This window comes from Tessaracoccus pujii (assembly GCF_055326215.1).
Window position 1 is genome coordinate 72,407 of the sequence record NZ_JBUZNP010000007.1, and the last position, 22,813, is coordinate 95,219.

The window sequence follows — 22,813 nt, forward strand, 5'->3', positions numbered from 1 at the left end:
CCCCGACGCGGCAGCTCAGATCGCGGGCCTGCGCGAAGGCCTGGACCCGCAGTGGCTTCTGGACCCCGACAGCATCGACCTCGTCGCGTGCGTCCGCGCCAGCCTGTCGCTTTACACCGACCACCCCATGCCATAGGTGAAGCGACGGCACCTCGAAGTTCCCTCGACGGCGGCGATGCCGACCATGCGCCCGGTGAACCCGCCCGCCACCTCGGTGGAGACGTAGCGGCCGTCTACCTCTGCGAGGGCCTGCCAGCCGTCGTCGGTGAGGACGGACAGCGTGACGAGGTCGGGCTGGCTGGCGGGCCATCCTCCCACCGGCTCGGGGATCCTGGCCGAGAGCCGCAGCGACACCGACGGCGTGGCCGGGCGGGGACAGGAGCCGAGCACCTGCCGCACCGGTCCGATCTGGGCCACCGCGGACACCTCGTCGGCCGAGGTCTCCACGCCGTACCAGTGGGCGTCGTCGAGATAGAGCAGCAGGCGGGCGCTGCCCTCTACCTCGACGGTGGCCCGCCAGTCGTGGTCCATCACCCTGACCATCAGCGGGCGCGCCCCGTCGACGGCGGTCAGGGTCAGCCCGTCGACCGCCGTCGAGACGCCCCGCAGGTCGCCCGACGGGGAGACCCAGCGTGGGTCCAGTCCGTCCGTGAACGAATCCTCGACGCGGTTGTCTCGGGGGGAGTAGTCCTCGGCGGGGTCCGCGAAAACCGGCCAGCCGTCCTCCCACTCGACGGGGCTGAGGAAGGTCTCGCGGCCGAGGACGTGGAACTCGGGGAACCCGCCGTGCGGACGGGTGCCGTGGTAGACGGCGAACCACTGGGCGTCGGGCCCCTCGACGAGGTCGGCGTGACCGGTGCTCTGCACCGGGTGATCGGTGCTGCGGTGGGTGAGGACGGGGTTGGCGGGGTTGCCCTCGAAGGGGCCCATCGCGGAGCGGCCGCGGGCGACGCTGACGCTGTGGCCGCGGTCGGTGCCGCCCTCGGCGATGAGCAGGTACCACCAGTCGCCCACCTTGTAGAGGTGGGGCCCCTCCGGGTTGCGCATGCCGGTGCCGTTCCACAGCTGGCGGCGCTCACCGAGCACCTCGCCGGTGGCCGGGTCCACCGTGACCTGCTGGATGCCCTGGGGGAAGCCGCACCACGTGACCAGGCAGGTGCCGTCCTCGTCCCAGGCGATGTCCGGGTCGATGCCGACCACGGGGATCCTGACCGGGTCGGACCACGGGCCGGCCGGCTCCTCGGCCGTGAAGAGCAACTGGCCCTCCCGCACCTGGTTCATGTTGGTGGTGATGAACCAGTAGCGGCCGTCGTGGTGGCGCAGCGTCGAGCCGTAGATGCCCGACGACGCGCCGCCGGCGGTGAGGTCCGTCTGCCCGGGGCGGTCGATCACGTTGCCGACCTGGCGCCAGTCGACGAGGTCGGGGCTCAGATGCACGGGCGCGCCCGGGAAGTACTCGAAGCTCGAGTGTGCCAGGGCAAAGCCGTCGGGCGTGCGACAGACCGTGGGGTCGGACCAGAATCCGGGCAGGACTGGGGTGAGGTTCCGGTGGGTCACGAGGGTTCCTTTGCACGTCGTCGTCGGGCCTGGGCGAGGAGATCTTCGACGGCCCCTCGTGCCTTCATGGCAGTCTGCCCGCTGATCTCGCCGAAAGCGGTGAGGATCTCCGCGGAGAGGCGGAAGTCGCGGCGGATCAGCTCGCTCATCGATGTGAGGGCCCGATGGTAGTGCTCGATCGCGCACACGAGCACGTGATCGAGCGACGGGAGGTGGGAGCCCGGAGGGCTTCGTCTAGCCGGCGTTGGCCCAGATCGTGGCGCTGCGGCGGATGAGTTCGTCGAGGTCTGCCCCGGGGTCGTGGGGGCATGGTGGTGCCGCGGCGTGGGGTTCGAGTTGCTGCAGCCGGTGGCGCTGGTGCTGCCTGGGCCGACGGGCGGGGTCGATGTGTCTTGGTGGGGTGAACCACGGCATCCCGGTGGCGGGGTCGAGGTGGACCTGCCATTGGGACTCGGTCGATTGCTGGGGGTCTGGTTCGACGAGCCGATGATGATAGGGACACAGCAAGACGCCGTTGGCTAGGCACGACGAGCCGCCGGCCCACCACGGACGAATGTGATGCGCCTCGCAGGCGGCCGGTGCCGCGGTACAGCCGGGGAACACGCAGCCCTGGTCCCGCTGCAGCAGCGCCGCACGGATCGCGGGGGTGAACAGGCGATGGGTCCGGCCGACATCCAGCGGCCGCGATGCCGTGCCGAGGACGATGGGGATCAGCCCGGCGTCGCAGGCCAGGCGGCGGGCCTCCGCGGCTGATAGCCCTTCCGCCCCGCCCGCCCCGCCGGTGTCGAGGAGGGCGACCGTCCCGAGACCAGTGGTCAGCGTCTCCAGATCGAGGGTGATGTGGACCTGGGGCCGGTCCACCCCGTGCCTGGGTAACCCGCCGCTGCCTGCCGCGTGCTGGACGAGCAGGACCAGGGCATCAGCGCGTCTGGTGTCCCTGCCCGGGGCCTCGCCGGTGTGCTCATACGCCGTCGACGGTGGCATCAACGCATCCAACTGCGCCGACAGGAGGGCCGCGTCGGCGACCGGGACCTGCCCGGTGATCCGCATCGACCCGTGGAAGTCCGGCGCCAGACGCAGGAACCGATCCCGGCGTGCCGCGGCCTCTTCACGGGCCAGGCGTTTCGCGTCGTCGGCATCCGACTGGTCCGGGCCGACCACCTCGACCAGCCGGGCCGCCAGCACGCGTAGCTCTGCCGGGCCGAGGGTGTCGACGTGGGCCAGGATCAGTTCCTGGCACTCGATCAGCTGGGCCCGCGTCAAGTGCTCGGGCAGCTTCCGCAACCCGCCCACGATCGCTTCGGCCTGCGCCAGCGACACCACGCCGTCGTTCAACGCTGCACCGATCAACCCGAACCGTTCCCCCAGATCGGAGGCGAGCCGCAGCGCGGCAGCCGCCTGCGCTGGGGTGCTGCGCACCGACTGGCGGACCTCCTCCACCACCGCCTCCGCCGCAGAGACCCTAGCCTCATGCAACAGGTGCAGCCGCAACCCCGCCAACTGGGCCTCCGCCTCAGCGACCACCTCCACCAACCCACCCAGCCGTGCCACCGCCGCGACACCCGAACCCAACGACCCCGCGACACCCCACAGCGCGGCGATGTACCGCTGCCCCAGGTCCAGCATCGAATCGCTCACGCGTACTATTCTAACACCACGCAGCCCACATCCGGGGCCCGGGAAGCCAACCTGGGCAAAGAATCTCTCCGGGCGATCTTTCGGGGCTCCGTCGGCGAAGGGCAGCTCTTCTCACGCGGACCGCCGGAACCATCGGCGGTGCATCAGCAGTCGCCGCGGGAGCGACCGCCCAGGAGTATCGTGGAAGGCGTTCCTGGAGGGCATCATGAGCACAACGACTCACCCCACAACCGCGCCCACCCAAGGTCCCAGCGCACGCGAGGCCCGCACAGTGGCGGAGGCGGCACGACAGACCGAGTGGACGAAGCCCAGCTTCGGCAAGGAGCTGTTCCTCGGCAGACTGCGACTGGATCTCATCGAGCCCTGGCCCACGCCCAGCCCGGCGGCCAGGGCCAAGGGCGAGAGCTACCTCACGCGCGTCGAGGACGCGTGCCGGCGCATCGACGGCGCCCGCATCGAACGCGAGGCGAGGATCCCCGACGAGACCTTCGCCGAACTCGCCGAACTCGGGGCCTTCGGGATGAAGATCCCCGAGTCCCACGGCGGCCAGGGTCTCACGCAGTACTACTTCAACAAGGCGCTCACGCTGATCGGCTCGGCCAACCCCGCTGTTGCCGCCACGCTGTCGGCCCACCAGTCCATCGGCGTCCCGCAACCCGTCAAGATGTTCGGCACCGCCGCCCAGCAGGAGCGCTACCTCCCGCGCGTGGCCGCCGGTGAGGTGTCGGCGTTCCTGCTGACGGAGCCCGACGTCGGATCGGATCCCGCCCGGCTCGCCACCACGGCCACGCCCGACGGCGACGACTACGTCCTCGACGGGCTGAAGCTGTGGGCCACCAACGGCACCATCGCCAGCCTGTTCGTCGTGCTCGCGCGCGTCCCGGCCACCCCGGGCAGCCGGGGCGGCATCACGGCGTTCATCGTGGAGGCGGACTCGCCCGGGATCACCGTCGAGAGACGCAACGCCTTCGTCGGCCTCCGCGGGATCGAGAACGCGCTCATCCGGTTCCACCAGGTGCGGGTCCCCGCGGCCGACGTGCTGGGCAGCGTCGGCAAGGGCCTGAAGATCGCCCTGGCCACCCTCAACACCGGCCGGCTGTCGCTGCCCGCCATGTGCGTGGGCGCCGCGAAGTGGTCGCTGCATGTGGCGCGCGGGTGGGCGGGGGAGCGCGTCCAGTGGGGCCGGCGCGTGGGGGACCATGAGGCCATCGCCACCCGGATCGCCTTCATCGCGGCCACCACCTACGGCTTGGAGTCGACGCTGGACCTCGCCAGCATGCTGGCCGACGACGACGCCAACGACATCCGCATCGAGGCGGCCCTCGTCAAGCTCTACGCCTCCGAGATGGCGTGGCGGATCATCGACGACCTCGTCCAGATCCGCGGCGGCCGCGGCTACGAGACGGCCGAGTCGCTGGCGGCACGTGGGGAGCGCCCTGCCGAGGTCGAGCAGCTCATGCGCGACGTGCGGATCAACCGGATCTTCGAGGGATCCAGCGAGATCATGCACCTCCTCATCGCGCGCGAGGCCGTCGACGTCCACCTCGAGGTGGCCGGCGAGATCATCGATCCCGAAGCGACGACGCGCGCCCGGGCCGAGGCCCTGGCGCGGGCGTCGGCCTTCTATGCCAGGTGGCTGCCGATGCTGGCGGTCGGCGCAGGCACCGTGCCCGGGGCTTACCGGGAGCACGGGCCACTGGCGGAGCATCTCCGCTACGTGGAGCGCGCGGCCAGGCGGCTCGCCCGGGCTATCTTCGCCGGGATGGCGCGCTGGCAGGGCCGGTTGGAGCATCGACAGGCCTACCTGGGCCGGATCGTCGACATCGGCGCCGAACTCTTCGCCATGTCGGCCTCCTGCGTGCGGGCCACGGCCGAGCGGGATTCCCACCCCGAGGGCGTGGAGCTCGCAGCGGCGTTCTGCGAGCAGGCCAGGGTGCGGGTGGATGCGCTGTTCGGTGCGCTGTGGCACAACTCGGACCGCAGCGACCGTCACCTGGCCCGCCGCGTGCTCGACGGGCACTATGCGGGCTTGGAGGACGGGGTCCTGCACGTCGCCGACGACCTGCCGTGGGTCGCGGCGTGGGAGCCGGGCCCGGCCACGGTGCCCGACGTGCGACGCCGGATTCCGCGACCGCGGTAGACGCCCGGCTCCTCAGCTGGGGGACAGGATCCGGCCGCGCGGCTCGTGTGTCAGGTCGACCGGCCTGCTCATGGGTCCCCCGTGATCAGGCGGGCCGTCCGCGGTAGGCCGTGCACAGGTCTTCGCAGCGACGGCACGCTTCAGCGCAGATCCGGCAGTGCTCATGCATGTCCGCGTGGCGCTCGCATTCGGTGGCACACGCCCCACACGCGGCGACGCAGGCCGCCAGGACGGCATCCACGACGGCCGGGTCCGGGTCGACACGACGGGCCAGCACGCGCTCGGCCGCCGCGCACACGTCGGCGCAGTCCTGATTCAGCCGGATGCAACCGCGCAGGTCGGCCACCATGTCCTCCGCCAGGCACGCGTCGGCGCACAACCCGCACACCTGGGCGCACTCCGACAGCGCCGCCAGCAGGTCTCCGAGCTCCGCGGGCTCCGGGGTGGTGATCGGATGGGTTCGCAGCATCTCGAGATGCATCGTTCTTCTCCTCCCGTGGAATGGCCCGGGGCGGGCCCTCCTTTTCTCCCCGTACCCACTCCGGGAGGTCCCAAACGCCAGGGACATAGCATGGGCGAATGCATGCGAGAGCCTGGTTCGTCGTCGAGGTACCGGCGGATTGCGCTCCGGCGGAGGCGCTCCGGCGAGTGCTCGACCTCCGTGCCCACAGCCGGCTCATCCCACTCACCACAGTCACCCCCGCGCTGTCCGCCGGCGAGCTGGGGGTGGGGTCGCGGTTCGTGGGGCGCACCGCCGTCGGCCCGGTGGGGTTCGACGATCCGATGCGCATCGAGGAGCTGTCCTTCCTGCCCGACGCGGAGGCGCGGATCAGCAAGCAGGGTCGCGTTATCCGCGGCGACGTCCGGGTCCGGGCCACGCCGTCGCCGACGGGGAGCCTGGTGCGATGGGAGCAGAGCGTCCACCTCCCCTGGCTGCCCGGCTTCCTGCAGCCGATGGCGGCGAGGGCGCTTCAGTTCGGCTACCGGCGGGTGTTGGTCAGGTTGCTCGCAGCCTGAGCCGGTTCCGCGACCTCTCCCCGGCATGCTCGCCTAGCTCGCCCGCTAAGCACGCGGCGTTGGCCATGGGGAGAAGGTGGATCTCGCCGACCGCTCAACACCACCGGGATGTTGGAGCATGATGAGACATGGAACCCATGAAGTCAGTCTGGTTCGCCACCCGTCCCTCGCTCAGCGAGCCGTCGGGAACGTTCCCTGAGGGCGCCCACCTGGACACCGCCGTCGCCGGTGCCGGGATCACGGGACTCACCGTCGCGGCGCTGCTGGCCAGATCCGGGCAGCGTGTCGCGGTCGTCGAGGCGCGATCCGTTGGCGCCGTCGCCACCGGACACACCACCGCGAAGGTGTCGTTGCTGCAGGGCACGATCCTCTCAGACCTCAGGTCCCACCAGTCCGACGACGTGCTCCGCGCCTATGTCGAGGGCAACCGCGAGGCGCAGGCCTGGCTGGTGCGGCTGCTGGAGGATCGCGGCGTGGCGTACCAGCGCAGGACCGCCTACACCTACGTGGCGGGCGACGCCGCCGTCATGGGCCTGCGCGCCGAGCTGGACGCCTGCCGCACGGCGGGTCTCGAGGCCGAGTGGACCGTCGACACCGAACTGCCGTTCAAGGTGGCCGGAGCCATCGCCCTCGCGGACCAGGTGCAGATCCACCCGCTGCTGGTCCTCGACGTCCTGCTGGCCGAGCTTGCCGCGCACGGTGGCGTGCTCGTCGAGGACGCGCGGGTCACCGATGCGGACTCAGGCGACACCGTGACGATCACCACCACGCGCGGCGCGCTCACCGCAGACCGGCTCATCCTCGCCACCGGCAGCCCCATCCTGGACCGCGGCGGCTACTTCGCCAAGCTCGCGCCGATGCGTTCCTACGCCACCACCTACCGCGTGCCCGGCGACATCCCGCAGGGGATGTACCTGAGTGCGGACAGCCCGTCGAGATCGCTGCGCACGGTCCCGGTCGACGACGGCGAGCTGCTCATGGTGGGCGGGAACGGGCACGTGGTGGGGCGCACCGACTCCGAGGCCGAGGCGGTCGGGGACCTGCGACGGTGGGCACAGGAGAACTTCCCCGGCGCCGAACCCCTGCACGCCTGGTCCGCGCAGGACTACCGGTCTGTTGACCGTGTGCCGTTCGTCGGGCCCATGCCCCGCGGTGGGGGGAAGATCTTCGTCGCCACGGGCTACAACAAGTGGGGCATGACCAACGGCGTCGCGGCGGCGCTGAGTCTCAGCGCGCAGATCCTCGAGGGGTCGATGCCGTGGGCGGAGACGCTCCGGTCGCGGCGGCCCAAGCCCAAAGCGGTCATCAGCGCCGTCGCGCCAAACGTCAAGGTTGCCGCGACCCTCGCGCAGGACTGGGTCCAGGCCAAGCTCACCGCTTTACCGACCGAGTCGCCTGCCGAAGGCAAGGGCGTCGTCGGTCGCGGGGAGAGCGGCTCCCCCGAGGCGGTGTCGACGGTGGACGGAGTGACCTGCCGCGTGTCCGGGGTCTGCACGCACCTGGGTGGCGTCCTGCGGTGGAACGACGCGGAGAGGTCGTGGGACTGCCCGCTGCACGGGTCGCGGTTCGCCGCCGACGGCGCCCTCCTCGAGGGTCCGGCGGTGGCCGATCTGCGACGGCTCGAGGGCTGACCTCTTGCACCCCAAACGCAGTGGGGGATCCTGGACGGTCATTCGTCCAGGATCCCCCACTGTGATCGGCCTCAGGCGCGGGCGTGCGCCGTCGTCGTGCTCACGGACGAGTGGCGGAGGCGAACGGCGAGCGCTGAGGCCACCACCGCGGCCGCAGCCAAGGCCGCCGCGACACCGGTGATGGTGGATTCAGGCGCGTCGGTCAGGCGCCCCACCGAGATCCAGCCCAGACCCCACGCCATGGCCGCGGCGACCGCGAACCGCCCGCCGAACGCCCGTGCGAGCACGCCGCCCAGCGCGGCCGCGACCGCGAGCGCCGCCACGGCCAGGTACTCCGAGACGGGGGGCGCGGGGTCCACGCCCGAGTCCACCAGGGTCGCGGTGATGTTGGCGACGGTGGCCACCGAGACCCAGCCGAGGTACAGGCCGAAGGTGCCGTCGACGACGAGGCGCTCGGCCCACGTCGTGGCCGCGCCGTCGGCGTCGGCGGGGATCTCGGTGAGGCGCCGGACCAGCAGCCCGAGCACGAGAGCCAGCGCCACGATCACCGCGACACTGGCCCACAGCCACCCCACCTGCGTCACGAGGAGCCAGGAGGCATTGAGCACCATCGACGCGGCAGCCGGCCATCCGATCGATCGCGCGAGACGGCTCGCCGTGTTGGCCGGCAGCCATTGCCAGATCACGTAGGCGATGAGGCCGGTGTAGATCACCGACCAGATGGAGAAGGCGGTGCCGGCCGGGGCCACGAGGGTCGCGGTGGCGGACAGGCTGCCGCCGGCGCTCTCCTCGACCCGGGTCCCGATGACGCCGATGCCGAAGAGCGTGCCGACGATCATGAAAACCGCGCCGGCGGTGATGACGATCTGGCGGAGTCGATCGTTGTGTCGCATGAAGCTCATTCCTCTGAGTGGCAGGCCCGAATGTAACCTTGAACAAAGCTTATACAATCTCGTCGCTCAGTGCTAGCCCGGCGCGCTGTTTTGACGCGCGGTGAGTCGAAGCCGGATGGATCGCCGCTGGTCACGGACGTTCCGCCCGCCACGGCCGACGAACGCTGGGATCGCGGTCGGGTTCGGAGCACAATCCGGGCATGGACACGGCGGCACTGGCCAGGCTCGCCTCCGGGATCCACGGAACGGTGACCTCCCCCGCGGATACCGGATATGACGCCGCGCGCCAGGTATGGAACGGTGCGATCGACAGGTCGCCGGCACTCGTCGTCGCGTGCGCCGGACCCGACGACGTGGTGCAGGCGGTCCTGTTCGCCAGGACGCACGGACTCGGCGTGTCCGTCCGCAGCGGCGGGCATCATGTCGCCGGCCTCTCCGTGATCGACGGTGGCCTCGTGATCGACCTCGCGCCCCTGCGCGGCGTCACCGTCGACCCTGACACCAGGACTGTGCGCGCCGAGGGAGGCGCTCAGATCGGGGATGTCGACGCCGCGACCCAGGTGCACGGTCTCGCGGTCCCGCTCGGCGTGGTGTCGGAGACGGGCGTGGCGGGGCTAACCCTCGCCGGCGGGTACGGATGGATGCGCCGCAAGCACGGCCTGAGCTGCGACAACGTCCTCGGTGCCCATGTGGTCACGGCCGACGGACGGCTGGTCCATGCGAGCCCCGACGAGCACCCGGAGCTGTTCTGGGCGCTCCGCGGCGGCGGCTGGGACCTGGGGGTCGTCACGGAACTCGAGTACCGCGCCCACCCCGTCGGCCCGGACGTCTTCCTGCCCTTCCTGACCTTCCCGTTGAGCGAAGGGCGCAGCGTCCTGACGGGCCTGGACGAGTTCGCCCGCTCCGCCCCCCGCGAGTTCGGCTCGATCGCGGTGTGCTGGAGCTTCCCCGAGGCGGACCCCTTCCCGAAGGAGCTGTGGGGGCGCGACTTCATCGGTGTCGCCGGGCCCTACGTCGGCGATCCTGTCGAGGGGGAGCGCGTCTGCGCCGAGCTGCGCGGGCTCGGCACGGTGCTCACGGACATGGGGTCGGTGGTGCCCTGGGTGGACGCGCAGCGCTTCTTCGACGAGGACTACCCGCGCGGGCGCCGCTACCACTGGAAGTCGGCTCACATCCGCTACCTCGACGGCGACGTCGCGGACACCCTGGTGGACTTCGCGGCGCGGCGGCCCTCAGCGCTGACGTCGCTCGACGTCTGGGTCAACGGCGGAGCGATCGCGGACGTGCCGGGCGACGAGACCCCGATCGCGGACCGGACCGCCCCCTACATGATCGGCATCGAGTCGAACTGGGACGACCCTGCCCGGGACGAACCCAACGTCGAGTGGGCACGGTCGACGGCGAAGGCGTTGGCGCCCTACGGCACCGGCGGCACCTACCTCAACTTCGACGACATGTCCGACCCCGAGGCGTCCCGGCGGGCCCACGGAGACAACGCCGAGCGACTGGCCGGCGTCAAGGAGCTCTACGACCCGTCCGGGCTGTTCCGGTCGAGGACCACGGCGCGCTGACCCGGACGCGAGGACTCGTAGCGGCGGCGCAGGGCGCCCACAGGACCCCCACAGACTCGGCTGGCGGAATAGGGACTGCACCCGCACCGTCACACCGAGGAGTCCCCCGTGTCCACCACCGCCCTGCTGTACCTGGCCAACATCGTCGCCATCGCCATCCTGACCCTGGGGCTCTACTTCCCCAGGCACGGGCGCCGCGACCTCGTGGTCGCCTACCTCGGCGTCAACATCGGCATCATGGCGGTCAGCTCCGTCCTCCTCTCCACCGCGGTGGGGGCAGGCCTCGGCCTCGGGCTCTTCGGCGTACTGTCCATCATCCGGCTGCGTTCGGACGAGTTGGCCCAACACGAGATCGCGTACTACTTCAGCGCCCTGGCGCTCGGCCTGCTCAGCGGCCTCGGCGCCGAGCCCGTCATGGCGCTCAGCCTCATGGCCGTGGTTCTCGGCGGCATGTTCGTCGCTGATCACCAGTTGCTGCTGCGGGGCTACAAGCGCGAGGTGGTGGTGGTGGACCGCGCCATCACCGACGAGGCCATGCTCATCGGCTACCTCCAGGACCGGCTCGGCGGCACCGTCAAGCACCACGCCGTCCAACGGCTGGACCTGGTCAACGACACCACCACCGTCGACGTGCGCTACCGCTCCACCGCGCCGGCCCGCACCCGCCGCGTCGCCATGGCGGAGGCACGATGACCGCCGCGAGCCTCCCGCACCGCGGGATCGCCGCCCGTGAGCCGGTCACCCTGGACGAGCTCAACCGGAGCGCCGCGCTGCTCACCCGGGTGGACCGCAAGTACGTGCTGACCTCCGCCGAGGCGGATGCGTTCGTCCTCGGGCTGCCCCGTGACGCCAGGGTCCTCGAGATCGAGGGCCGCCGCCGCTTCGGCTACCACTCCACCTACTTCGACACCCCGGCCCTCACCTGCTACCTCGGCACCGCTCACCGGCGCCGCCGTCGCTACAAGGTGCGCACCCGCCGCTACCTGGACACCGACCTCCAGTTCCTCGAGGTCAAGACCCGCCGCGCTGGCGCCACCGTCAAGCACCGCGTCCCGTGGGAGGAGCCGATCCGCCGCCTCGACGGCGACGCGCGCCGGTACGTCGTCGAGGCTCTGGGTGAGGAGCAGCTCCGGCTCGACGGCGACCTCGCACCCGTCCTCGACGTCACCTACACCCGCTCCACGTTCCTCATGCCCGACGGCGCCGCCCGCGCCACCGTCGACACCCACCTGGAGTGGTTCGACCGGCAGACGGGCGACGAGCGGTCGGCGGACGGGCTGGTGATCGTGGAGACCAAGTCCGGCTCGGGTCCGTCGGCGGCGGACCGGGTGCTCTGGGGTCGCGGCCACCGGCCCGTGGCCATGTCCAAGTACGCCACTGGGCTGGCCACGCTCCGCCCAGACCTCCCGCACAACCGCTGGCACCGCCTGTTGACCCGGACCGAACTCGCCGCCTGACGGCTCGAACACCACCACACCCATAACCCGGAGATATGACCATGAACCCCAAGAAGATCCTCGCCACGCTGTCCTCGCTCGCTGTCGGCGCGCTGCTGGTGGGCTGTGGCGCCACCGGAGTCGAGAGCACGGCGGCGGCCGGGACGGTCGCGGCCGCCTCGACGACGCCTACCGCGACGACCACCGTCGACGGGACTGCCTTGACCGTCGAGACCGCCCGGGCCGCGAACGCCACCCCTGATGCGGCCGACACCTCCTGGGACGAGGCGTCCGCCACCACCGTCACGCTGAGCGGCAGCACCGCGACCGTCGACGGCGAAGGCGCCACGGTGGACGGCACCACCGTCACCATCACCGGCGGAGGCACCTACGTGCTCAGGGGCTCGCTGAACGGCCAGGTGGTGGTGAAATCCGCCTCCGACGACGAGGTGAAGCTCGTCCTCTCGGGTGCGGAGATCACGTCCGACACCGGACCCGCCGTCACGTTCGCCGACGCGGGGGAGGCGGTGGTGGTGCTGGCCGACGGCACGAGCAACGCGCTCACCGACGCCGCCACCTACGCGGACACGTCCGAGGAGGCCGCCGACGCTGTCCTGTACTCGAAGGCGGATCTGACCATCGGCGGCGCCGGCTCCCTCACCGTCACGGGTCGATACCTCGACGGCATCGCAAGCGCCGACGGCCTTGGCATCAGCGGAGGAACCATCGAGGTCACCGCGGCCGACGACGGCATCCGCGGCAAGGACCACCTCGCCATCACCGGCGGGACGGTCACCGTCGACGCGGCAGGTGACGCGCTCAAGTCCACCAACGACACCGAGGCCGGGTCCGGATTCATCGACATCTCAGGCGGGACGGTCTCCCTCACCGCCGGGGTGGACGGCGTCGACGCGGCCACCGACGTGATCGTCTCGGGGGGGTCGATCACGGTGGACGCGGCCGATGACGGCCTCCACGCCGAATGCACGCTGGTGATCGGTGACGGCGAGGTCACCGTCACCCGCTCCTACGAGGGCCTCGAGGCGCAGTACATCGCCATCGCCGGTGGCATCGTCGACGTGACCGCCGACGACGACGGTCTCAACGTCTCGGCCGCATCCACCGGCACCACGGACACCACGCAGCAGCAGATGCGCGGCCCCGGCGGTGGCGGTGGCGTGGTCGACGGACTGGCGCTGGTCACTGGCGGCACGCTGACCATCGACAGCGGCGGCGACGGATTCGACTCCAACGGCAACGCCGAGATCACCGGCGGCACGGTCATCGTCAACGGGCCGCTGAACGATGGCAACGGCGCGCTCGACGTCAACGGCACCTTCACCATCAGCGGCGGCACGCTGCTCGCGGTCGGGTCCTCGGGGATGGCGGAGGCGCCCGACGCCGAGTCGGCGCAGGGCTGGGTGCAGGCGCAGACCTCCGGCTCGTCCGGCTCGACGTTACAGATCCTGTCCGGGTCCGACGTCGTGGCCGAGTTCACCGCTACCAAGGACTTCGCCAACCTGGTCTACTCGAGCGAGGCGATCACCAGTGGCCATGAGTACACCGTCACGGTCGACGGCCAGTCCACGACGGCGACGGCGGGCACGTCGACCGGAGGCGGCATGGGAGGCATGGGCGGTGCCGGCGGCCGCCCCAACCGCTGACCTCCGGGGGTCAGGCCCAGACGTCCGGGGCAACCCGGACGTCGCGGCCCGTCTCGGCAGACTCGACGATGGCCATCCCCAGCGCGTGGTCCTGACACGCCTCCGCCAGCGGATACGGCGCGGGACCCTCGCCTCGGGCCCAGGCCCCGGTGTCTGCCAGCATCTGGGCCACCGCGATGTCGTCCTCCGACAACCGGGTCCCGGCCCACCCGTTGCGGTAGACGATCCGTCCCTCGAACGACACCGACACCACGTCGTTGCCCTCCAGGTTCAGGTCGACGCCGGTACGTCGGGAGGACAGCGGCGAGGTGACGACGTCGCCGTCGACCCACCTGGTCACCTGGTTGTCGACGATCTCGCCGTGCGTACCCCGGACTACGATGCGCCGGGCCCGGAGCGGGTTCCACCACTGGTTGTCGACGAAGTTGTACAGCCCGGTGCGACCGTCGCCGAAGTCGAGCGTCGCGATAGCCGTGGACCGAGGCTCCGGCTGCGGATTCTCCACCCATCCCTTCGGGGTCAGCGGATCGAGCAGCGGTGCGACGAAGGAGCGGGCGTTCACCGTCGCCGCGGCCATGCCGGCGCCGAGGAAGGACCGCATCATCGAGGTGGCGTGGTAGAGGTGCGTGGACGAGACCTCCACCGACGTCGGGGTGCCGATGGCCCCCGACTCCAGCACCGCCAGGCGGGCCGCGTGCCCGGGCATGAGCATGTACTGCTCGGCCACCTGCACCAGGCCCGATTGGCCCACGGCGGACCAGAGTTCCCTCAGGCCCTGGACAGTGGGTGCCGGTGGCGTTTCCGCGAGGACCCGCGCCCCGCGGTCGACCAGATCCGCGATGACGCCCGGCATGGCCTCCCACGTCACCGCCGCGGCCACGAACTCCGGCCCCGAGGCGAGGGCGTCGTCAAAGGTCCGCACCACCGGCACGTCCCATGCCCGGGACATGCGCTCCGCGGAGGCGTCGGAGTGGGCGAGGATCGCCGTCACCTGGAGACGTTCGGGAGCGGCGTGGGCGAGCCGCAGCATGAAGTCCGTGCGCCGGCCTGAGCCGACGACGGCGAACCGGACCGGCTCAGTGGGCGTCGGCATGCTTGTCCTTCCGCGGGATGAGGTGCATGATCACCACGACGACAGCGCCGGCCACGATGCCCAGCACCGCGGACGCGAACGTGTTGACCAACCAGCCGGCGAAGCCGCCGGCCGCCTCAGCGGCGAGCACCTCCCAGTGGTGCACGAAGTCGTAGATGACGGGCCAGCCGAGATCGTTGATTCCGACCAGCAGGATGTGGCCACCCACCCACAACATGGCGGCGATGCCCACCGTCGAGAGCACCGCCATCACGATCGGCATCGCCTTGACCAAGCCCTCGCCCAGCGCCCTCGTGGCCGGCCGTTGCGCCATGTGCAGGCCGGCGTCGTCCATCTTCACGATCAGCGCCACCGCGCCATAGACCAGGGCGGTGATGCCGAACGCGACGACCACCAGCGTGATGGCGCGCATCCAGAAACCGACATCGGCGATCTCGTTGAGGGAGATCACCATGATCTCGGCGGAGAGGATGAAGTCCGTGCGGATGGCGCCGCTGACCATCTTGTCCTCCTGGTTGTCCCCCTTGATGACGGCCGGCGCCTCCTTGGCCTTGGAATGGCCGCTGACGGCCTCCCAGATCTTCTCCGTGCCTTCGTAGGAGAGGTAGAGGCCGCCCACCATGAGCAGCGGCGTGAGCGCCCACGGCAGGAACTGGCTGAGCAGCAGGATGGCCGGGAGGATGAACAGCAACTTGTTGCGGATGGAGCCCTTGGCGATCTTCCAGATCACCGGCAACTCGCGGTCCGGGGTGAAGCCGTGCACGTAGCGCGGGGTGACGGCGGTGTCGTCGACGACCACGCCGACAGCCTTCGTCGAGGCCTTCCCCGCCGCGGCCGCGATGTCGTCCACGGAGGCCGCCGCCGCGCGGGCGATGGCCGCCACGTCGTCGAGTAGTGCTGCAAGGCCACCGGCCATGGGGTCCCCTCTCACAGGTGTCGGCCCGATTCTACGGGCCACGGTCGCTCGCGCCGTTGCGCCAGTGACAGGAGACGGGAGTGGCCCTCGCCAGTGGTGATTCACGGACGGTAGACCGTCCGTGAATCACCACTGTAAATCCCACCCGACTTGGCCCCAAAAGAGGGCACATGGGCAGCGCACCTGTTCCGGACGTGGGCGGCTGGTTCCGCACCGCCACGGATGCTGTCGCGCTGCCGTCGTCGCCCTCCTGGGGACCCGGAACGGGCGAGTTCGGCCTGCGGTCCCACGACGACGATCTAGCCGCGGCAGCAGATCTCTTCCGCGGCCGCGCCACCATGGTGCTCACCGGCGCGGGGATGTCGACGGGCGCGGGCCTGCCGGACTACCGCGGCCGCGACGCCGTGCCGCGCTCGCCCATGACCTACCAGGAGTTCGTGGGCTCGGACGTCAGCCGTCGGCGGTATTGGGCGCGAAGCACCGTCGGGTGGCGCTGGTTCGCCCGTGCCCGTCCCCATCGCACGCACCTCGCGCTCGCGGAGCTGGGCGAGCTCACGCCCTTGACGGGCGTGGTGACGCAGAACGTGGACGGGCTGCACGGGGAGGCGGGGTCGCGGCCGGTGGTGGACCTGCACGGCAACCTGGCCCGCGTCGTGTGCCTGGGGTGTCGGGCGATGACGCGCCGCGAAGCCCTGCAGGAGCAGTTGCTGGCGCTGAATCCCGGCTTCGCCGAGCGGCTCGACGCTCTCGCGGAGAACAGCCGCACCGCGCCCGACGGCGACGCCGAGGTGGACCGCACCGAGTCCTTCCGCTACCCGGACTGTCTCCGCTGCGGGGGGATGCTCAAGCCGGACGTCGTGTTCTTCGGGGAGAACGCGGACCGCTCCGTCGTCGATCGGGCCCATGCCATGCTGCAGGAGTCCTCGGCCCTACTGGTGCTGGGGTCGAGTCTGTCGGTGATGAGCGGCCTGCGTTTCGTCCGGCGCGCCGCCCAGGCGGGCGTGGACGTGATCATCGCCAACGACGGCGCCACGCGCGGCGACGACCTCGCCACACTGCGCATCCACGGCCGCCTCGAAGACGTGCTCGCCCGCTGGGTCCAGCTCCTCCGCTGAACGCATCCGACGCTGAGCCCAGCCGGGTTAGCCGGAGGCGACTGGGAGGATCCCCGACGGCTGGGTTAAGTTAGCGCGCATGAGCACAGCCGCCTTCCAGAAGAAGAAGTTCACGTTCGGACTTCTGCCCCAGATCGTCGTCGCCATCACTCTCGGCGTGCTGTTCGGGAACTTCTTCCCAGACTGGCTGACCCGCGTGTTCGTCACGTTCAACGGAGTCTTCGGGCAGTTCCTCGGCTTCGCCATTCCGCTCATCATCCTGGGCCTCATCGCGCCCGCCATCGCCCAGCTGGGCCGGGGGGCCGGCCGCTGGCTCGCCGTCACCGCGGCGCTGGCCTACGGATCGACGCTGACAGCGGGATTCATCGGGCTCGGCGCGTCGCTGCTGGTGCTGCCGAGGGTGCTGCCGGAAGGCGGCGCGCCGTCGCTCACCAACCCCGACGAGGCGCTGCTGGCTCCCTACTTCGCGCTGCAGATCCCGCCGCTGTTCGGTGTCATGTCCGCGCTGGTGCTTGCGTTCATCGTCGGCGTGGCGCTCACCGTCATCGAGGGCGGGGCGCTGCAGCGCGGGTTCGAGGAGTTCCGCGAGGTGATCAACATGGTCATCCAGAAGATCCTCATCCCGCTCCTGCCCGTCTACATCTTCGGCATCTTCCTCAACATGACGCAGGGCGGCCAGGTGGTCACCATCATCGCCACGTTCCTCGGCGTCGTGGTGTTCGTGTTCATCCTCACGTGGCTGATGCTGCTGCTGCAGTACACGGTCGCCGGCGCCATCACCGGCCGCAACCCCATCACGATGCTCGTCACCATGCTGCCGGCCTACGCCACGGCGCTGGGCACGTCGTCGTCGGCGGCCACCATCCCGGTGACGCTGCGCCAGGCGATCAAGATGGGCGTGTCGCAGCCCGTGGCGGCGTTCGCCATCCCGCTCAACGCCACGATCCACCTGGCCGGCTCCACCATCAAGATCACCTGCTTCTCTCTGGCCGTGATGATGCTGGCGGGCATCGAGATCAACGTCGGGGTGATGATCGGCTTCGTCATGATGCTGGGGGTCATGATGGTCGCGGCTCCGGGGGTTCCCGGCGGCGCCATCATGACGGCGGCCGGGCTGTTGTCGACGATGCTGGGGTTCAACGAGGCGCAGGTGGGCCTGATGATCGCGGCCTACATCGCCATCGACTCCTTCGGTACCGCCACCAACGTGACCGGCGACGGGGCGCTGGCGGCCATCGTCGACAAGTGGGTGTCGCGGTCCAAGCACCGGGACGAACTGGCCGACGAGCCGGGCATCGGGGCCCTCGTCTGAACGCGCCTCAGCCTCGCGTGTGGTGAGATGGATCCATGACGACAGACGTTGACTTCTGGTTCGACCCGATCTGCCCCTGGGCCTGGATGACCTCCCGCTGGATGCTCGAGGTGGAGAAGGTCCGCGACGTGAAGGTCACCTTCCACGTCATGAGCCTGTCCGTCCTCAACGACGGCCGCGACCTCCCCGACGGCTACCGCGACCTCATGGACCGCGCCTGGCTGCCGGCCCGCGCCGCGCTGTTGGTCGAGCAGCGACACGGCTCGGACAAGCTCCTCGAGTTCTACACGGATCTGGGCACCCGCTTCCACCCGGGCGAGGAGGAGATCGGGCCGGAGCCCGTCGCGGCCGCCCTCGCGGCCGTCGGTGCGGATGCCGACATCGTGGACATCGCCCAGACCGACGCCGTCGACGACGACCTTCGCCGTTCGCACCATGAGGGCATGGACCCCGTGGGCGACGAGGTGGGCACGCCGGTGCTGCGGGTCAACGGCATGAGCCTGTTCGGCCCCGTCATCTCACCTGCTCCGAAGGGGGAGGCGGCCGGTGATCTGTTCGACGGGTTCGTCAAGGTGACGGCCTACCCCGGCTTCTACGAACTCAAGCGCACCCGCACCGTCGGGCCCATCTTCGACTGAGATGTCGCCGCCCCCGCCAGGCGGGGGCGCTCCACCTCATTAGCACCAGACAATTGGATCAAATGACACACCCCGGTGTGAGGACGCCAGAGGCGCCCGGATACCGTGTCTGGCATGGGCAAGGTTCTGGTCGCGTACGCCACCCGCGGGGGCACGGCCCGCGACATCGCCGAGGCAGTCGGTGCTGAGCTCCGAGGGATCGGGCAGGAGGTCAGGGTGGCGGATCTGAAGACGATGCCACCGGTCGACGGAGCTGATCTGGTGGTTGTCGGCAGCGGCGTCAACGCGGGCAGCTGGTATTCCGAGGCGACGGGGTGGGCCACGGCGGAGCAGGGCGCGCTGCGCGCCACCAGGGTCGCGGTGTTCAACGCCTGCCTCAACGCCGCGGAGCCCGCCAAGCGGGCCGAGTCGCTGGCCTACAACGCCGCGATGGCGGAGCGGTTGGGCGCCGAGGCCAGTGAGTCCTTCGCCGGCCGATTCGTTCCGCAGCATGTGAGCTGGTGGCGGCGGTGGTTCCTGCACACCATGCAGAAGCCCGTGCAGGACCACCTCGACCTCGACGCGGTGCGGGCCTGGGCGTCGACCCTGTCGGTCCGCTGAGGGTGCGGCCCGGGTCCGCTGTCAGCGCGTCCGGGTCTCGAAGCATCCGACGCGGGCGCCGAACGACCCCCGCCACGTGACCTCCGCACCCGCATACCATCGACGTATGCGACGTCGTGTCTTCCTCCTCGGCGCGGCGGCACTGCCCGCGGCCGCGTGCGGCGGCCCGGTGTCGCTACCGGTGCCGGACCTCGATGCCGACCTCGGCGGCTGCCGCACCCCGGATTCCCTGGCGTCGTTCTCCACGCTCGGTGGGGCGCCGCTCCGCTACGAGATCACCGGCTCGCCGCAGTCCTTCAGAGCGGACCCGCGGTTCATCGACCTCCTCGAGGAGTGGGTTGCGGACTGGGTCGCGGTCAGTGGGCTGGGGCCCCTGACGCGCGTGTCCACCTACGGTGCCTTCGTCGACAAGTGCGACTCCTGGCACGCCGCCGGCCGCGCGTTCGACTTCGCCGAGCTGGTGCACGAGGGCGGCTCCGTGTCCTGCCGCTACGACGTCTGGGGCGAGGACCCGGCCCAGCTTCCCGGCTACTGGCGGCTCGCGGCCTCCGTCGCCGCGCGGTTCACCTACACGCTGACCTACCGCTATAACGCGCAGCACCACAATCACATCCACGTCGACAACGGCGTCAACGGCTACGAGCGGGCGTCGTTCCGGGAGCGGTCGGGCGCTCAGGTCGACCTGGTGCAGGGGGTGCTGCGGCATGTGTTCGGCCGCAACGTCGAGGCGTCGGGAAGCTACGACGAGCAGACGAAGTCCGCGGTGCGGGCGGTGCAGCGGGAGCTGGGAATCGGCGTCCCGCTGGCAGATCCCGACGGTTGGCGGGAGTTCCTCACGGGTGCCGCGGGTCAGCGCTGAGCTTTCAGCGCCTCCCGCAGCACGTCCAGGCCGACCGAGCCGAGGTCCAAGGCGCGCCGGTGGAACTCGCGCAGGTCGAACGCGGCCCCATCGCGGGCCGCCGCCTCATCTCGCGCCCGCTCCCACAGTCGCTGCCCCACCTTGTAGGCGGGCGCCTGGCCGGGCCAGCCCAGGTACCTCTCCAGCTCGAAGCGCACGAACTCCTCGGCCATGTTGACGTTGGCCTTGAGGAACGGCCAAGCCTTGTCCGCGTCCCACGTGCCGCCGCCCCACTCCTCGGGGGCCGGCTTGCCGAGGTGCACGCCGATGTCGAGGACGACGCGGGCGGCCCGCATCCGCTGCGCGTCGAGCATGCCCATCCGGTCGCCTGGATCGTCGAGGAAGCCGAGCTGCTCCATGAGGCGTTCGGCGTACAGGGCCCAGCCCTCGCCGTGCCCGGACACCCAGCAGATCAACCTGCGCCACCTGTTGAGCTCGCCGGCGCGGTAGGCGGCCTGCGCGATCTGCAGGTGATGCCCCGGGACGCCCTCGTGGTACACCGTCGTCTTCTCGCGCCAGGTGCCGAAGCTCTCGACGCCCGGGGGAACCGACCACCACATGCGCCCCGGCCGCGAGAAGTCGTCGGTGGGGCGGGTGTAGTAGATGCCGCCGTTCTGGGTGGGCGCGATGCAGCACTCGAGCCGACGGATGGGGTCCGCGATGTCGAAGTGCGTGCCGGCCAGGGCCTCGACGGCCGCGTCCGAGGTCTCCTGCATCCACTGCTGCAACGCGTCGGTGCCGTGGAGTTGGCGGGTGACGTCCTCGTCGAGGAGGCGCATGGCCTCGTCGGCGGTGGTGCCGTCACCGTAGAGCTGGTGCGCCACCTCGTCCTGCTCCGCGGCGATGCGGGACAGCTCCTCGCGACCCCACTCGTAGGTCTCGTCCAGGTCGATGGTGGCGCCGAGGAACAGCCGCGACAGCCGCCCGTAGCGTTCCCGGCCGACGGCGTCGGCCCGCGGCGCACGGGGAGCGAGCTCGCGCAGGCTCCCGGCCAGCCGGGCGTAGGCGCCGCGAGCCAGGTCGGCGTTGTGGCTCAACGCGTCGGCGAGCGACCCGGACACGTCCGGGGAGGCCGCCAGGGAGGTCCAGAAGGAGCCACCCCCAGCGAGCTCGTCGGCCTGCCTGATGCCCATCTCCATCTGGCGGAGCGCCGGCGCGGGGCCATGGGCGACGGCGTGGCGCAGCGACTCGATGTACCCGTCGACGGCTGCGGGTACGGCGCCCATGCGCGCGGCGATGATCTCCCAGTCGTCGGTGGTGGCGGTGGGCATGAGGTCGAAGACGTCGCGGATGTACTGGAGCGGCGAAGCGATGTTGTTGAGCTGGGCGTAGTCCTCGCCGGCCTCGAACAGCTCGAGATCCAGCCCGAGGCGTTCGCGCATCGCGGCGGCGGTCACGGTGTCGACGTCGTCGACGGCCTTCGTGGCCTCCACCAGGCGCAGCGCCTCCCGGGCGGTCTCGGCCCGCTCGGCCAGGCCGGCGGGGGAGAAGTCGTCGAGCTCGTGATCGTGGCCCGGCGCGCCGATTTCGGTGGCGGTGATGGGGCTGAGTCTGACGAGGGTGTCGACGTAGGCGTCGGCGACCTGGTCGAGCCGGCTGGTCACGCGTTCGGTCATGACCCCGACGCTACCAGCGGGCTTGTCAGGCGTCGGCCAGCATGTCCTTGACCAGCGGAACCACCTCGGTGCCGTAGAGGCCGATGGTGTCCATGATCGCCTCGTGCGAGAGGCGGCCGGTGGACACCTTGAGCTGGAATCGCTGCGCGCCGAGCGTCCGGAAGCCGTGGGCGACCTTGCGCGCCACGGTTTCGGGTGACCCGACCGCCATCGCGCCGTGGTCCGCCTCCTCCTCGAAGTGCGCGCGGTTCATGCGGCCCCAGCCGCGCTCGCGCCCGATCGTCGACATCTGCCTCAGCCAGGGCTGGAACATGCGGTCGCGGGCCTCGTCGTCGCCGCGCGCGATGTGTCCGTAGGAGTGCCAGCCGACGGGCTGCGGGTCCTTGCCGAGTTCGTCGAGGGCGCGACGGTGGAGGTCTGCGAACGGGGCGAAGCGATCCACCGGTCCCCCGATGATGGCGAGCATCAACGGAAGCCCGTAGTTGGCTGCGCGGAGCACGGACTGCGGGCTGCCGCCGACGGCGACCCACGTGGTCAGCGGTGTCGCGGCGAGGCGCGGGAAGAGTTCCACGTCGTCGAGGCTCTGCGCCAGGGTGCCGTCCCAGGTCTGGCGGCCGCCGTGGATGAGCTGCGCCATCATGGCGAGCTTCTCCTCGAAGAGGGCCTCGTAGTCGTGGAGGTCGTAGCCGAACAGGGGGAAGGATTCGGTGAAGGACCCGCGGCCGGCGATGAGCTCGGCGCGTCCGTTGCTGAGCGCGTCGAGAGTGGAGAACCGCTCGAACACCCGGACCGGATCCTCGGACGAAAGGACAGTGACCGCGGTTGCGAGTTTGATGCTCGAGGTGACGGAGGCGATGGCGGCGAGCACCATCTCGGGCGCGGAGATGGCGAAGTCCTCGCGGTGGTGCTCCCCGACGCCGATGGCGTTGAGGCCCACCTCGTCCGCCAGCACGGCCTCAGCGACGACGTTGCGAATCACCTGGTCGTGGGGGAGGAGCGCGCCGTCGGCTCCGGCGGTGACGTCGCCGAAGGTGTCGATGCCGAATTCGAGCCGGTCGATGTCCATGGGTCCTCGCAA

At 70.7% G+C, this 22,813-nt stretch carries 21 protein-coding genes; 12 read left to right on the top strand and 9 right to left on the bottom strand.

What is annotated here, in order from left to right:
- Positions 1–111: 111 nt before the first annotated feature.
- The 3 genes from ACZK5N_RS11060 to ACZK5N_RS11070 all read right to left on the bottom strand — a co-directional run bounded on the left by ACZK5N_RS11060 (position 112) and on the right by ACZK5N_RS11070 (position 3,195).
- On the bottom strand, positions 112–1,557 hold the full coding sequence (locus ACZK5N_RS11060) for a glycoside hydrolase family 43 protein (protein ID WP_459018509.1): 1,446 nt from the start codon (positions 1,555–1,557) through the stop codon (positions 112–114).
- Positions 1,554–1,706, bottom strand: coding sequence for a hypothetical protein (locus ACZK5N_RS11065; protein WP_459018510.1), 153 nt, complete (start codon positions 1,704–1,706; stop codon positions 1,554–1,556). The genes ACZK5N_RS11060 and ACZK5N_RS11065 overlap by 4 nt, the downstream gene beginning before the upstream one ends.
- A gap of 85 nt (positions 1,707–1,791) precedes the next feature.
- Positions 1,792–3,195 (bottom strand): HNH endonuclease signature motif containing protein, encoded by a 1,404-nt coding sequence (locus ACZK5N_RS11070; RefSeq protein ID WP_459018511.1) that lies wholly within the window; start codon positions 3,193–3,195, stop codon positions 1,792–1,794.
- A 205-nt stretch (positions 3,196–3,400) separates the two neighbouring features.
- Here ACZK5N_RS11070 and ACZK5N_RS11075 point away from each other — a divergent pair, with 205 nt between their 5' ends.
- Positions 3,401–5,335, top strand: a complete 1,935-nt coding sequence (locus tag ACZK5N_RS11075; protein WP_459018512.1) for an acyl-CoA dehydrogenase family protein — start codon at positions 3,401–3,403, stop codon at positions 5,333–5,335.
- Between the two features lie 85 nt (positions 5,336–5,420).
- Here ACZK5N_RS11075 and ACZK5N_RS11080 read toward each other — a convergent pair whose 3' ends face one another.
- Complete coding sequence (locus ACZK5N_RS11080; protein WP_459018513.1) at positions 5,421–5,816, bottom strand: four-helix bundle copper-binding protein; 396 nt, start codon at positions 5,814–5,816, stop codon at positions 5,421–5,423.
- Positions 5,817–5,914: 98 nt separating this feature from the next.
- On the opposite strand from ACZK5N_RS11080, the gene ACZK5N_RS11085 reads away from it, so the two are divergent.
- Together ACZK5N_RS11085 and ACZK5N_RS11090 are read left to right on the top strand one after the other, a co-directional pair.
- Positions 5,915–6,352 (top strand): SRPBCC family protein, encoded by a 438-nt coding sequence (locus tag ACZK5N_RS11085; protein WP_459018514.1) that lies wholly within the window; start codon positions 5,915–5,917, stop codon positions 6,350–6,352.
- A gap of 137 nt (positions 6,353–6,489) precedes the next feature.
- Positions 6,490–7,983: an FAD-dependent oxidoreductase gene (locus tag ACZK5N_RS11090; protein WP_459018515.1), complete on the top strand. Its 1,494-nt coding sequence runs from the start codon at positions 6,490–6,492 to the stop codon at positions 7,981–7,983.
- A 71-nt stretch (positions 7,984–8,054) separates the two neighbouring features.
- Here ACZK5N_RS11090 and ACZK5N_RS11095 read toward each other — a convergent pair whose 3' ends face one another.
- Positions 8,055–8,876 carry a TspO-related membrane protein gene (locus ACZK5N_RS11095; protein ID WP_459018516.1) on the bottom strand — a complete coding sequence of 274 codons (822 nt, stop codon included), beginning with the start codon at positions 8,874–8,876 and terminating at the stop codon, positions 8,055–8,057.
- 200 nt (positions 8,877–9,076) lie between these two features.
- Between ACZK5N_RS11095 and ACZK5N_RS11100 the strand changes: the two genes are divergently transcribed.
- The 4 genes from ACZK5N_RS11100 (at position 9,077) to ACZK5N_RS11115 (ending at position 13,547) form a co-directional block, all read left to right on the top strand.
- Positions 9,077–10,447, top strand: coding sequence for an FAD-binding oxidoreductase (locus ACZK5N_RS11100; RefSeq protein ID WP_459018517.1), 1,371 nt, complete (start codon positions 9,077–9,079; stop codon positions 10,445–10,447).
- Positions 10,448–10,555: 108 nt separating this feature from the next.
- Positions 10,556–11,140, top strand: a complete 585-nt coding sequence (locus tag ACZK5N_RS11105; RefSeq protein WP_459018518.1) for a DUF4956 domain-containing protein — start codon at positions 10,556–10,558, stop codon at positions 11,138–11,140.
- Positions 11,137–11,904 (top strand): polyphosphate polymerase domain-containing protein, encoded by a 768-nt coding sequence (locus ACZK5N_RS11110; protein WP_459018519.1) that lies wholly within the window; start codon positions 11,137–11,139, stop codon positions 11,902–11,904. The genes ACZK5N_RS11105 and ACZK5N_RS11110 overlap by 4 nt, the downstream gene beginning before the upstream one ends.
- 35 nt (positions 11,905–11,939) lie before the next feature.
- Positions 11,940–13,547 (top strand): carbohydrate-binding domain-containing protein, encoded by a 1,608-nt coding sequence (locus ACZK5N_RS11115; protein WP_459018520.1) that lies wholly within the window; start codon positions 11,940–11,942, stop codon positions 13,545–13,547.
- A 10-nt stretch (positions 13,548–13,557) separates the two neighbouring features.
- Here the strand turns inward: ACZK5N_RS11115 and ACZK5N_RS11120 are convergent, their stop codons facing one another.
- Both ACZK5N_RS11120 and ACZK5N_RS11125 read right to left on the bottom strand, forming a co-directional pair.
- Complete coding sequence (locus ACZK5N_RS11120) at positions 13,558–14,640, bottom strand: Gfo/Idh/MocA family protein (RefSeq protein ID WP_459018521.1); 1,083 nt, start codon at positions 14,638–14,640, stop codon at positions 13,558–13,560.
- Positions 14,624–15,556, bottom strand: coding sequence for a DUF808 domain-containing protein (locus ACZK5N_RS11125; RefSeq protein ID WP_459018522.1), 933 nt, complete (start codon positions 15,554–15,556; stop codon positions 14,624–14,626). Before ACZK5N_RS11125 ends, ACZK5N_RS11120 begins: the two co-directional genes overlap by 17 nt.
- A gap of 170 nt (positions 15,557–15,726) precedes the next feature.
- On the opposite strand from ACZK5N_RS11125, the gene ACZK5N_RS11130 reads away from it, so the two are divergent.
- The 5 genes from ACZK5N_RS11130 to ACZK5N_RS11150 all read left to right on the top strand — a co-directional run bounded on the left by ACZK5N_RS11130 (position 15,727) and on the right by ACZK5N_RS11150 (position 20,080).
- Complete coding sequence (locus ACZK5N_RS11130; RefSeq protein WP_459018523.1) at positions 15,727–16,671, top strand: Sir2 family NAD-dependent protein deacetylase; 945 nt, start codon at positions 15,727–15,729, stop codon at positions 16,669–16,671.
- Positions 16,672–16,750: 79 nt separating this feature from the next.
- A complete protein-coding gene (locus tag ACZK5N_RS11135) occupies positions 16,751–17,983 on the top strand; it encodes a dicarboxylate/amino acid:cation symporter (protein WP_459018524.1) in 1,233 nt (410 codons plus the stop codon).
- 35 nt (positions 17,984–18,018) lie between these two features.
- A complete protein-coding gene (locus tag ACZK5N_RS11140) occupies positions 18,019–18,621 on the top strand; it encodes a DsbA family protein (protein ID WP_459018525.1) in 603 nt (200 codons plus the stop codon).
- 114 nt (positions 18,622–18,735) lie between these two features.
- A complete protein-coding gene (locus ACZK5N_RS11145) occupies positions 18,736–19,221 on the top strand; it encodes a flavodoxin domain-containing protein (protein ID WP_459018526.1) in 486 nt (161 codons plus the stop codon).
- Between the two features lie 106 nt (positions 19,222–19,327).
- Positions 19,328–20,080, top strand: a complete 753-nt coding sequence (locus ACZK5N_RS11150) for an extensin family protein (RefSeq protein WP_459018527.1) — start codon at positions 19,328–19,330, stop codon at positions 20,078–20,080.
- On the opposite strand, the gene ACZK5N_RS11155 is transcribed toward ACZK5N_RS11150, so the two are convergent.
- Together ACZK5N_RS11155 and ACZK5N_RS11160 are read right to left on the bottom strand one after the other, a co-directional pair.
- On the bottom strand, positions 20,071–21,735 hold the full coding sequence (locus tag ACZK5N_RS11155) for a DUF885 domain-containing protein (protein ID WP_459018528.1): 1,665 nt from the start codon (positions 21,733–21,735) through the stop codon (positions 20,071–20,073). The genes ACZK5N_RS11150 and ACZK5N_RS11155 overlap by 10 nt on opposite strands.
- A gap of 25 nt (positions 21,736–21,760) precedes the next feature.
- Positions 21,761–22,801, bottom strand: a complete 1,041-nt coding sequence (locus ACZK5N_RS11160; protein WP_459018529.1) for an LLM class flavin-dependent oxidoreductase — start codon at positions 22,799–22,801, stop codon at positions 21,761–21,763.
- Positions 22,802–22,813 lie beyond the last annotated feature (12 nt).

Excerpts from the sequence above, each read along its gene's own strand:
- ACZK5N_RS11065 (WP_459018510.1), bottom strand. The coding sequence starts at position 1,706 with ATGAGCGAGCTGATCCGCCGCGACTTCCGCCTCTCCGCGGAGATCCTC.
- ACZK5N_RS11075 (WP_459018512.1), top strand. The coding sequence starts at position 3,401 with ATGAGCACAACGACTCACCCCACAACCGCGCCCACCCAAGGTCCCAGC.
- ACZK5N_RS11080 (WP_459018513.1), bottom strand. The coding sequence starts at position 5,816 with ATGCATCTCGAGATGCTGCGAACCCATCCGATCACCACCCCGGAGCCC.
- ACZK5N_RS11085 (WP_459018514.1), top strand. The coding sequence starts at position 5,915 with ATGCATGCGAGAGCCTGGTTCGTCGTCGAGGTACCGGCGGATTGCGCT.
- ACZK5N_RS11090 (WP_459018515.1), top strand. The coding sequence starts at position 6,490 with ATGAAGTCAGTCTGGTTCGCCACCCGTCCCTCGCTCAGCGAGCCGTCG.
- ACZK5N_RS11095 (WP_459018516.1), bottom strand. The coding sequence starts at position 8,876 with ATGCGACACAACGATCGACTCCGCCAGATCGTCATCACCGCCGGCGCG.
- ACZK5N_RS11100 (WP_459018517.1), top strand. The coding sequence starts at position 9,077 with ATGGACACGGCGGCACTGGCCAGGCTCGCCTCCGGGATCCACGGAACG.
- ACZK5N_RS11110 (WP_459018519.1), top strand. The coding sequence starts at position 11,137 with ATGACCGCCGCGAGCCTCCCGCACCGCGGGATCGCCGCCCGTGAGCCG.
- ACZK5N_RS11115 (WP_459018520.1), top strand. The coding sequence starts at position 11,940 with ATGACCATGAACCCCAAGAAGATCCTCGCCACGCTGTCCTCGCTCGCT.
- ACZK5N_RS11120 (WP_459018521.1), bottom strand. The coding sequence starts at position 14,640 with ATGCCGACGCCCACTGAGCCGGTCCGGTTCGCCGTCGTCGGCTCAGGC.
- ACZK5N_RS11125 (WP_459018522.1), bottom strand. The coding sequence starts at position 15,556 with ATGGCCGGTGGCCTTGCAGCACTACTCGACGACGTGGCGGCCATCGCC.
- ACZK5N_RS11130 (WP_459018523.1), top strand. The coding sequence starts at position 15,727 with ATGGGCAGCGCACCTGTTCCGGACGTGGGCGGCTGGTTCCGCACCGCC.
- ACZK5N_RS11135 (WP_459018524.1), top strand. The coding sequence starts at position 16,751 with ATGAGCACAGCCGCCTTCCAGAAGAAGAAGTTCACGTTCGGACTTCTG.
- ACZK5N_RS11140 (WP_459018525.1), top strand. The coding sequence starts at position 18,019 with ATGACGACAGACGTTGACTTCTGGTTCGACCCGATCTGCCCCTGGGCC.
- ACZK5N_RS11145 (WP_459018526.1), top strand. The coding sequence starts at position 18,736 with ATGGGCAAGGTTCTGGTCGCGTACGCCACCCGCGGGGGCACGGCCCGC.
- ACZK5N_RS11150 (WP_459018527.1), top strand. The coding sequence starts at position 19,328 with ATGCGACGTCGTGTCTTCCTCCTCGGCGCGGCGGCACTGCCCGCGGCC.
- ACZK5N_RS11155 (WP_459018528.1), bottom strand. The coding sequence starts at position 21,735 with ATGACCGAACGCGTGACCAGCCGGCTCGACCAGGTCGCCGACGCCTAC.
- ACZK5N_RS11160 (WP_459018529.1), bottom strand. The coding sequence starts at position 22,801 with ATGGACATCGACCGGCTCGAATTCGGCATCGACACCTTCGGCGACGTC.